This is a genomic window from Gemmobacter nectariphilus DSM 15620, assembly GCF_000429765.1.
GTDB lineage: Bacteria > Pseudomonadota > Alphaproteobacteria > Rhodobacterales > Rhodobacteraceae > Wagnerdoeblera > Wagnerdoeblera nectariphila.
This window is the reverse complement of the sequence record NZ_AUCM01000006.1, coordinates 307,907-317,022: the sequence shown is the minus strand read 5'-3', so window position 1 is coordinate 317,022 and position 9,116 is coordinate 307,907. Positions and strand designations below refer to the sequence as shown.

Below are 9,116 nucleotides of genomic sequence, written 5' to 3'. Positions count from 1 at the left end.
CATGTCGTTCTTCTGGCGCTTGACGTAGGGCTTCACGTAGGACGCGACCATCAATCGGACTTCGTGGCCTAGGGCAGAAAGTTCCCGCGCCCAATGGTGCGCGGAGGGGCACGCCTCCATGCCAACCAAGCACGGATCCAACCTCCCAAAGAACTCGAGCATCTGAGAGCGCCGCACCTTTCTGGTGATGACAACTTTTCCGTCAGCATCGACAGCGTGGACCTGGAAAACGCTCTTCGCGAGATCGAGGCCAATGATCATTCCGGACATATCCAACCACTCCTTCTTCTCGGGGAACCGTTGAAACCAGATTCGACGGTTGGGGTCGGGGTGTCCACATCATCAAAACAGACCAAGAGTCTTACATGATTGTTCTTGGGCGCCCGGCCTTGGGCGCGATGTCGGCCGTGGCGGGCCTGTCTTGTGTGGGCGCGGCGGCAAGTTCCGCATGGCCCAGAAGGGCCCCTGCAATCAGCCAGGTCATCGGGGTCAGGGTCGCGTTGGGCAACATGTCCACCATGTTCACCCCATGGATCACCGCCAGGGCACCAAGCGGCGCCGCCATGGTCCCGGGTGGCAATCGTTCCGCGCGGCGCCATAGCAGGACCAGCGGCAAGGCCAGCAGCCCGAATTCCCCGACATAGCCGACCCAGCCATACATCCCCAGCACGATGACCCATCGCCCGTCGGCCACCGTCAGGCTGCGGCCCGTGAAAATGTCATAGATCTGGCTGCGTCCGAACCCGCCCCAGCCGAACCATGACTTGTCGAACGCGTGGTTCAGCAGCGCCGCCTCGTTGGCAAAGCGGAATTCCAGCGATTGCGCGCGCTCGGCGCTATAGCTGGCAGCAAGGCGCACCAGGTCTTCGGCCGGGATCAGGCCGCTGGACCGCAAGACCGGGTAGCTCAGCGCCAGCACCGCCATGGCCATGGCAATCCGCAGCAACCAGCGCTGCCCCATCACCAGCACCAGCGGCGCCAGAGCCGCCGCATAGACCAGCGACCCGATGGACTTGCACAGGACCAGCACGACAAACAGATAGGCCGAGGCCAAGGCCAGCCGCGCCTTGTCCTCGGCCGGGGCCTCGCGCAGCAACGAGACCGCCGCCAGCACCGAGGTCATGGCAAAGAACGCAACCCACAGGCCGTGCTGCAAAAAGACGATCGGGCGAAAGCCCCCTTGCCGCATCATCTGTTCGAACGAATGCTGGAAAAAGCCGTAGATCCAGATGTTCAGCTGTGGCGACAGGCGCACCTCGAGCAGCATGGGCAGCGAATAGCCAAGCCCCCCGATCACCAGCGCGATCAGGATTTCGCGCAGGGCGGCCGCGCTGGCCAGCAGGCTGCGGGCCAGCGCGAAGGTCAGGATGACAAAGGCCTGAAACGCGATGATCGAGATCGCATCGTAAAGCCGCAGGCTGGGCAGCACGCCATGCCCGGCAACCGGGATCACCTCGGGGTTGGTCACAATGGTGCCAAAGGGCGCCAGCACGAACACAGCCAGCAACAGCCGCGCCAGCCGCCCCGAGGGGATCAGCGGCACCGATATGCCCAGCATCCGGGTGACCACCACATAGGCCGACAGCGCGGGGATCGACATCTTGTCCAGCGCGGGCACCGCCGGAAGGTCGATCGCCGCAACCGGCGGCAACAGCAGATAGCCACCAAGGATCGACCAGATCAGCGCACGTTCCACCGGCAGGCGGCGGAACAGCACCACCACCACCACAGGCCACAGGACAAGCGCGATATAGGCCAGGCTGTTGGGCATCGGTCCCTTCACTTTTGCAGCAAAAGGCTTACCACGAACGCCCCAATGCCGCCACAATGGCGGGCAGGACGATCCGGCGACAATCCCTTGGCCGAGCGGAAACGATATGTTCGCGCGCTGGCCGCTTGCCCCATGGCGCCCCGCGTGGCAGGCATGGGGCTGCATCAGCGGGGAAGCAACCTGTGAACTTCCGCTTTGGCCAGACCACGCTGCGGGTGAACATCCCGGACCGCGCCACCCTTCTGGCGACGGTGGAACGCCGGCTTGCCGCCGGCCAGGGGTTTGCGCTTGCCACGATCAACCTCGATCATCTGGTCAAGCTGCACCGCGACAGCGCCTTTCGCGCAGCCTATGCCCGGCATGATCTGGTGGTCGCCGATGGCAACCCCATCGTCTGGCTGTCCCGGCTGGCGGGCCGGCCTGTCGCGCTGGTTCCCGGATCGGACCTCGTGCTGCCGCTGGCGCAGCTGGCAGGCCGGACAAAGACCCCCGTGGCGCTGGTCGGCAGCACGCCTTCGGCGCTTGAAGGCGCCGCGCGCCACCTGCAATCGGCCGTGCCCGGCCTGAAGATCGCCGCGACGATCGCTCCGCCGATGGGGTTCGACCCTACGGGGCCACAGGCCGCAAGCCTGCTGGCCGAGGTGGCAGCCAGCGGCGCCCGGCTGTGCCTGCTGGCCCTTGGCGCGCCGAAACAGGAACTGCTCGCAGCCCTCGGCCGGGAGATTGCGCCAGATGTCGGCTTCGTCTCGGTCGGCGCGGGGCTGGACTTCCTGTCCGGCCAACAGGTCCGCGCGCCGGCCTGGGTGCGCGCCATCGCGATGGAATGGGCCTGGCGCATGACCCTGAGCCCGCGCCGCCTGATCCCGCGCTATGCCGCCTGCGCCGCCATCCTGCCAGGGGAATTGCGCCGCGCCATCGCCCAGCGCAGAACCGGCTGAGCCTTTCATCTGTCCGAAAATATCCCGGGGGGAGTCGCGGCACGCGACGGGGGGCTGGCCCCCCATCTGACCCAGACCAACAGCGCGCTGCGCTATTTGTATTCGATCAGGCCCGCCTTGCGCCCACGCAGACGGCCCCACCAATAGCCCAGCACCCCCAGGGCCTCGGGCAACTTGCCCAGCACGGTGAAACCCGCCCGCTCCCATGCCGCGCGCCCGCCACCCCAGCGCAGGGCCAGCCGCACAACCTGCGCCGGCCAGACCAGCAGCACCAGCACCGCCGCAGGATACCCCAGCACCAGACCGGCCAGCGCGATCAGGGGCACGGCCGCCCCCCACAGAACGGTGCGGCGGGTCTCGGCCACCCAGTGCCGCTCGGGTCCGGCCCCATGCAGCGCGGCGCCTTCGGCAAAGGCATGACCGGCCCGCCGCGTCCGGCGCCACCACTGGGAAAATCGGGTCATCGCCGCATCATGCAGCGTCATTTCGGCGTCCAGCCGCCAGATCGACCAGCCCAGCCGACCAAGACGCAGGCAAAGCTCGGGCTCTTCCCCGGCGATCAGGTCGGGCCGGTATCCGCCCACCTGCCGCAGCGGTGCCCAGCGCATCAAGGCATCGCCCCCGCACGCCCTGGCCTGCCCGACCGGCGTGTTCCATTCGATATCCGCCAGCCGGTTATAGACCGATGCCGCCGGAAACCTCTCGCGCCGACGGCCGCAGACCACGGCAACGTCCGGATGCCCGCGCAGAAAGCCCAGCGCGGCCCCGATCCAGCCCGCATCCATCGCGCAATCGCCGTCCAGCAGTTGCACGAAGTCGGGCGGATCCTCGGCCAAGGCCTCCAGTCCGGCATTGCGCGCCCGTGCGGCCGTAAAGGGCCGGGCCATGTCCAGCACGACGACCCGCGCCCCCGCAGAGGTCGCTGCCTCGACCGATCCGTCGGTCGACCCCGAGTCCACATAGACCACCCGCCGCACCTGCCCGCGCAGCGATGCCAGACAGGCCACCAGCCGCGCGCCTTCGTTCCGCCCGATCACCACCGCATCGACCGTTTCGACCATCTTGCACCCCGTCCGGACCGAACCGGACAAGGCTAGGACATTCAAAGGCTTTTGACCATTGGCACCGGATCGTTTCCATATCAGTGGCTTTTTCCGCATCCGCGAATCGGCTAGATCCTTGAGGGCTGGGCGGGGGCCCGGATCGGCAGGCATTGACCCGTGGCGCCACGCGCGCTGACGGGTAAAGGCTTTCTGTTCAGTGTTTTTCCGCCGCAAGGCGGGATGTGCCCGTTCTGCATCCGGCCTGCCGGACGCCAAAGGAAGGTCCTTTGACATGGCGAAAGCCGGTTCTTTGATGGAAACAGTTTTCGGGGGATATGGTCCCGATGATCTGCAGATGATCAAGGCCCCGCCTCCGGTGCAGCGCCCGTCCGGGCGGGCGGTTTCGGTCTTTGGCCATGAACGCCTGCCAGCACCCGCATTGCCGCTGCTGGACGACGAGGATCTGCGCAACGCCCTGCTGCCGACGCGCCATGACCCTGACAGGCTGTGGTCGGACCTGCCCGCGCTGCGGCTTGAGTCGGCGCATTGCGCAGCGATGCACCTTGTGGTGAACCATCGCGAGGATCCGGTGGGCCTGCTGTATGATCACCTGCGCACCCGGATGTTGCAGGCGCTGCAAGAACGCGGCTGGACGCGCATCGCGGTGGCCTCCCCGACGCGCGGCTGCGGCGCCAGCACGGTGGCGGCCAATCTGGCGCTGGCGCTGGCGCGCCGACCGTCGGGGCGCACGATGCTGATTGACCTGGACCTGCGCAAGCCAGGGCTGGCGGCGATCTTTGGTCATCCCGACCCCGGCCCGCTGCGCGATGTGCTGACCGGCCTCCAGCCCATCGAATCCCATTTCTGCCGTGTCGGCCGCACGCTGGCACTTGGCCTGAATGGCAGGGCCGAGGTGAACTCTGCGGAACTGCTGCAGGAACCGGCGACCGCCGACGCGCTTGAAGCGGTGATGGAGGATCTGTCGCCCGACGTGACCATCTATGACCTGCCCCCGGTGCTGGAGGCCGATGACGCATTGGCCTTTCTGCCGGAAATCGACGGGATCCTGCTGGTCGCGGATGCCACCCGCACCAGCGCCGCCCAGATCCGCGAATGCGAGCGGTTGCTTCAGGATCATACGCAGGTGCTTGGCGTCGTCCTGAACCGGGCCGAGGACAGCCCGGCACGGCGGAGGCGCTGACATGGGCAATATCCAGTCCATCGCCGATGTTCTTGGCATGATCCGGCGCCGGCTTGTGCCGATCCTGGCGATCGTGCTGCTGGGCAGCCTGATGACGCTGTTCGTCGCCCTGCAACTGCCCCGCACCTACGAGGCTGCGGCCGTCCTGCAGGTCGAACTGCCACGGGTGGCGGCCGATGTCACGACGTCCGACGCGGTGTCACATTCCTCGCAACGGCTGCAACTGCTGGAACAGGAACTGACCAGCCGCGACAGCATGCTGGCGATGATCGAGGCCCATGGCCTTTACACCGATCTGCCCGCGCTCAGCCCCGCTGAAAAGGTGGTGCTGCTGCGCAAGGCGGTGCGCATCCAGACCATCCGGGCCGGCCAGAACAGCTTTGGCGCCGAACAGCCCGTATCGGCCATGATCCTCATCGTCCAGATGGGCACCCCCCAGCTTGCGGCCGATGTTGCCAACGATCTGGCCCGAAAGGTGCTGGATCTGACGGCGGCCAAACAGTCGGCACGCGTGCGCGAGACGCTGGAATTCTACGAACGCGAGGAATCGCGCCTGGGCCTTGCCATCGCCGCGCTCGAGGCCGAGATCACCAGCTTCAAGAACGCCAACGTCGATGCCCTGCCAGAGGGCGTTCTGGCCCGCCGCGACGAGATCGGCCGGCTGTCCACGACGCTGCGCGATCTGGACAGTCAGATCCTGGACCTGAACCAGGAACTGGCGGCCCTGACATCGCGCGAGGCGCGGCGCACCATCGAACAGCGGCAAATCTCGGTGCTTCAGGCGCAGATTGCCGGGCTGGAAGGCCAGCGGCAGGCGGTGCGGGCCCGTCAGACCGAGGTAGAGGCCGCAGTGAACCGCGCGCCGATGGTGGAAACCCAGCTTGGCACCTTTGACCGGCGCCTCCAGCAGCTGCACGACCAATATACGGCCATCAACATGCGCCGGGCCGAGGCCGAAACCAGCCAGCGCCTGGACAGCGAGCGGCAGACCGAACGGTTCGAGCTGCTGGAATCGGCGCTGCCGCCCGACTACCCGCTGGCCTCGGGGCGGCGCAAGGTGATGGTGTTCGGGGTTTTCGGCAGCCTGATGGCGGCATTGGGGCTGGCGCTGGCGTTGGAGCTGCGTGACCCGGTGTTGCGGACCGCGCGGCAGACGGAACGCGCGCTTGGGATCAGGCCGGTCATTTCCCTGCCCGATCTGCCCGGCCCGCACAGCCGCCGCGCCAGATTGTGGCGCCGCCTGACATCCATGGCGCTGGTCGCGGGCGCAGGCGCGGCCGCGCTGGCCATGGTTGCGGCGCAGCGCGGCGGGACACCCCGCCCCTGAGGGCGCAGTTCAGGCGAACAGACCGGCAAAGTCCTTGCGCAGCAGGTTCTTTTGCACCTTGCCCATGGTGTTGCGCGGCAGTTCCGCCACCACGGCGATGTGCTTGGGCTGCTTGAACTTGGCCAGCGACTGGCCCATCGCCGCCTTCACCGCCTCGATGTCGATGGTCTGGCCCGGCAGCGCCACCAGCACGCCCACCACCGCCTCGCCGAAGTCGGGATGCGGCACGCCGATCACCGCGCTTTCCAGAACGCCGGGCTGTTCGTCCAGGATCAGCTCGATCTCTTTGGGATAGACGTTGTAGCCGCCGGTGATGATCAGATCCTTCTGACGGCCGACGATGCTGACATAGCCGTCCTTGTCGATCACCCCGATATCGCCGGTGATGAAGAAGCCATTGTCGCGCAGCTCCTCGCGGGTCTTTTCGGGCATCTGCCAGTAGCCCTTGAAGACGTTCGGCCCGCGCACCTCGATCATCCCCGGCTCGCCTTGCGGCAGGGCGGCGCCGGTCGTGGGGTCGGTGATCTTGACCTCGACCCCCGGCAGCGCCGGGCCGACGGTGCCCGCGCGGCGCTCGCCGTCATAGGGGTTCGAGGTGTTCATATTGGTCTCGGTCATCCCGTAGCGTTCCAGGATGCGATGGCCGGTGCGCTCTTCGAACTGCACATGGGTTTCCGCCAGCAGCGGGGCCGAGCCCGAGGTGAACAGCCGCATGTGCCCGACCAGATCGCGGGTAAAGCGCGGATCGTCCAGCAGGCGGGTGTAGAAGGTGGGCACGCCCATCATGCTGGTCGCCCGTGGCAGCCAGTCGATGGCCTGATCCGCCTTGAACCCTGGCAGGAAGATCATGCTGCCCCCCGACAGCAGCACCACATTGGTCGCAACGAACAGCCCATGGGTGTGGAAGATCGGCAGCATGTGCAGCAGCACATCGGCATCGGTGAAGCGCCATTCCCTGACCAACACCTCGGCATTGGACAAAAGGTTGTTCTGGCTGAGCATCGCGCCCTTGGACCGCCCCGTCGTGCCCGAGGTATAAAGGATCGCCGCCAGATCGTCGGGGCCACGGTCCACCGGGCTGAACCCGGCCGGGGCCTGGGCCGCCAGATCGGTCAGCGAGCCATCGCCCGCCGCATCCATCGTCTCGAATTTGGCGCCGTGGCGGGTGGCGACCTCGCGCAGGCTGTCGGCGCGGGCAGGGCTGCCAACCAGCAGCGCGGCACCCGCGTTGGAGACGAAATACTCCACCTCGTCGGCCGTATAGGCCGTGTTCAGCGGCAGGAACACAACGCCCGAGGCCAGCGCCGCCAGATAGAGCGCGAGCGCGCGGGGCGACTTGTCGATCTGCACCGCCATGCGATCACCGGGCTTCAGCCCCAGCCCGGTCAGCGCCGCAGCCAGCGCCATGGCCATGCCATGCAGGTCGCGTCCCGACAGGGTGTGCCCGGCAGCATCGGTCAGCACCGGAGTGCTGCGCGCGGCCAGCGGCGCGACAAGGGCATCATACAGCGGGTTGGTCATCACTTCTTTCCTGTCGTTTCGCCCTGGCCTGCCAGGGTCTGCACCTGCTTTGCCGCCGCGACCTGACGATCGGTCACAAAGGCTTCGTTGTTCCGTTCGACCTTGGCGAGATCATAAAGGTAGTTGACCATCGCCGTCGCGGACTGGCGGAACCCGTTGGCCGAGGTATCGGCCAGCGCGTGAACATCATGCAAGAGGGCACCATTACCCAGATGGAACCGCGCCACCGGATCGGCGGGCATTCCATCGCCGCGCTTGACCAGCAGCAGGTATTCCGCCGTCAACTGGCGCAGCGCGGCCTTGTGCGGCTCCATCGCCTTGGGGTCGGCCGTGGCGGCAGCCTCGAGCAGCTGGGCCACCGGCGGACGGTCTGGCGCCACCTTTTCCAGCCAGCGGCTGAGCGTCGGCACAGGCGAGAGGGTGACATAACGGCTGACTTGCGGCAGGTCGGCCTTGAGTTCCTCGACCACCTGCTTGATCAGCGAATTGCCAAAGGAAATGCCCCGCAGCCCTTCCTGACAGTTCGAGATGGAATAGAACACCGCCGTATCGAATTCGCCATCGGCCAGCGGCTTGCGTCCTTCGGCCAGAACCGCCTGCACCGACCCCGGCACCCCCTTGGTCAGCGCCACCTCGACAAAGATCAGCGGCTCTTCGGGCATCGCGGGGTGAAAGAACGCAAAGCAGCGCCGGTCATTGGGGCGCAACCGGCGTTGTAGGTCGTCCCAGTCGTTGATGGCGTGAACGGCCTCGTATTCGATGATCTTTTCCAGAATGTTCGCCGGTGTGCGCCAGTCGATATGGCGCAGCACAAGGAAGCCACGGTTGAACCAGCTGACGAACAGATGCTGGAAATCGGGGTCGATCACACCCAGTTCCGGCGCCTCGGGCAGCAGGTTCAACAGATCCAGCCGCATCCGCACCAGCTGTTCGGTCGCCCCCGGCGCCTGGTTGAGCCGGCGGAACAGTTCCTGCCGGCGCGGCTCTGCCTCGCGGGTCAGGCGGGCCAGCGCGCGGGCGCTGCGGCTTTCCTTGTAGGCTGCGGCGGCCTCGGCCACCTTGTCGGGGTCAAGGTCAAGGTCCGTCGCCAGATAGGCAAAGAAGGCCCTGCGATCCTCGGGCGTCAGACGGGCATAATGCGACAACACATCCCGGGCGAGCCGCGCCCCCGACACCTCGCCCCGCGACGACAGCAGCGCGGCGCACAATTCGGCAATGGGGGCCCGGCTGGGCACATCCGGCTTGGCGGGACGACGCTCGAACAGCGTCGTCATTAGATCGGCGAAATAGGCGATACGGCTCATGTCATGTCCCC

Annotated in this window: 7 protein-coding genes and 1 pseudogene; 3 read left to right on the top strand and 5 right to left on the bottom strand. The window is 66.7% G+C overall.

The genetic code is table 11. The features are described 5' to 3' along the window. Positions 1–270 (bottom strand): annotated as a pseudogene (locus tag G481_RS26465) (IS110 family transposase); the annotation flags it as partial. 91 nt (positions 271–361) lie between these two features. After that, positions 362–1,771, bottom strand: a complete 1,410-nt coding sequence (locus G481_RS0108245; RefSeq protein WP_028029616.1) for a membrane protein — start codon at positions 1,769–1,771, stop codon at positions 362–364. 182 nt (positions 1,772–1,953) lie between these two features. Between G481_RS0108245 and G481_RS0108240 the strand changes: the two genes are divergently transcribed. Continuing rightward, complete coding sequence (locus G481_RS0108240) at positions 1,954–2,709, top strand: WecB/TagA/CpsF family glycosyltransferase (RefSeq protein ID WP_028029615.1); 756 nt, start codon at positions 1,954–1,956, stop codon at positions 2,707–2,709. Positions 2,710–2,801: 92 nt separating this feature from the next. On the opposite strand, the gene G481_RS0108235 is transcribed toward G481_RS0108240, so the two are convergent. Beyond that, complete coding sequence (locus tag G481_RS0108235; protein ID WP_028029614.1) at positions 2,802–3,770, bottom strand: glycosyltransferase family 2 protein; 969 nt, start codon at positions 3,768–3,770, stop codon at positions 2,802–2,804. A 337-nt stretch (positions 3,771–4,107) separates the two neighbouring features. Between G481_RS0108235 and G481_RS23220 the strand changes: the two genes are divergently transcribed. Both G481_RS23220 and G481_RS0108225 read left to right on the top strand, forming a co-directional pair. Next, on the top strand, positions 4,108–4,953 hold the full coding sequence (locus G481_RS23220) for a CpsD/CapB family tyrosine-protein kinase (RefSeq protein ID WP_161630513.1): 846 nt from the start codon (positions 4,108–4,110) through the stop codon (positions 4,951–4,953). 1 nt (position 4,954) lies between these two features. Beyond that, a complete protein-coding gene (locus G481_RS0108225) occupies positions 4,955–6,280 on the top strand; it encodes a Wzz/FepE/Etk N-terminal domain-containing protein (RefSeq protein ID WP_028029613.1) in 1,326 nt (441 codons plus the stop codon). 9 nt (positions 6,281–6,289) lie between these two features. Here the strand turns inward: G481_RS0108225 and G481_RS0108220 are convergent, their stop codons facing one another. After that, positions 6,290–7,801: a malonate--CoA ligase gene (locus tag G481_RS0108220; RefSeq protein ID WP_028029612.1), complete on the bottom strand. Its 1,512-nt coding sequence runs from the start codon at positions 7,799–7,801 to the stop codon at positions 6,290–6,292. Beyond that, on the bottom strand, positions 7,801–9,105 hold the full coding sequence (locus tag G481_RS0108215) for a malonyl-CoA decarboxylase (protein WP_342666569.1): 1,305 nt from the start codon (positions 9,103–9,105) through the stop codon (positions 7,801–7,803). The genes G481_RS0108220 and G481_RS0108215 overlap by 1 nt, the downstream gene beginning before the upstream one ends. Positions 9,106–9,116: the final 11 nt, after the last annotated feature.

Excerpts from the sequence above, each read along its gene's own strand:
- G481_RS0108245 (WP_028029616.1), bottom strand. The coding sequence starts at position 1,771 with ATGCCCAACAGCCTGGCCTATATCGCGCTTGTCCTGTGGCCTGTGGTG.
- G481_RS0108235 (WP_028029614.1), bottom strand. The coding sequence starts at position 3,770 with ATGGTCGAAACGGTCGATGCGGTGGTGATCGGGCGGAACGAAGGCGCG.
- G481_RS23220 (WP_161630513.1), top strand. The coding sequence starts at position 4,108 with ATGATCAAGGCCCCGCCTCCGGTGCAGCGCCCGTCCGGGCGGGCGGTT.
- G481_RS0108225 (WP_028029613.1), top strand. The coding sequence starts at position 4,955 with ATGGGCAATATCCAGTCCATCGCCGATGTTCTTGGCATGATCCGGCGC.
- G481_RS0108220 (WP_028029612.1), bottom strand. The coding sequence starts at position 7,801 with ATGACCAACCCGCTGTATGATGCCCTTGTCGCGCCGCTGGCCGCGCGC.
- G481_RS0108215 (WP_342666569.1), bottom strand. The coding sequence starts at position 9,105 with ATGAGCCGTATCGCCTATTTCGCCGATCTAATGACGACGCTGTTCGAG.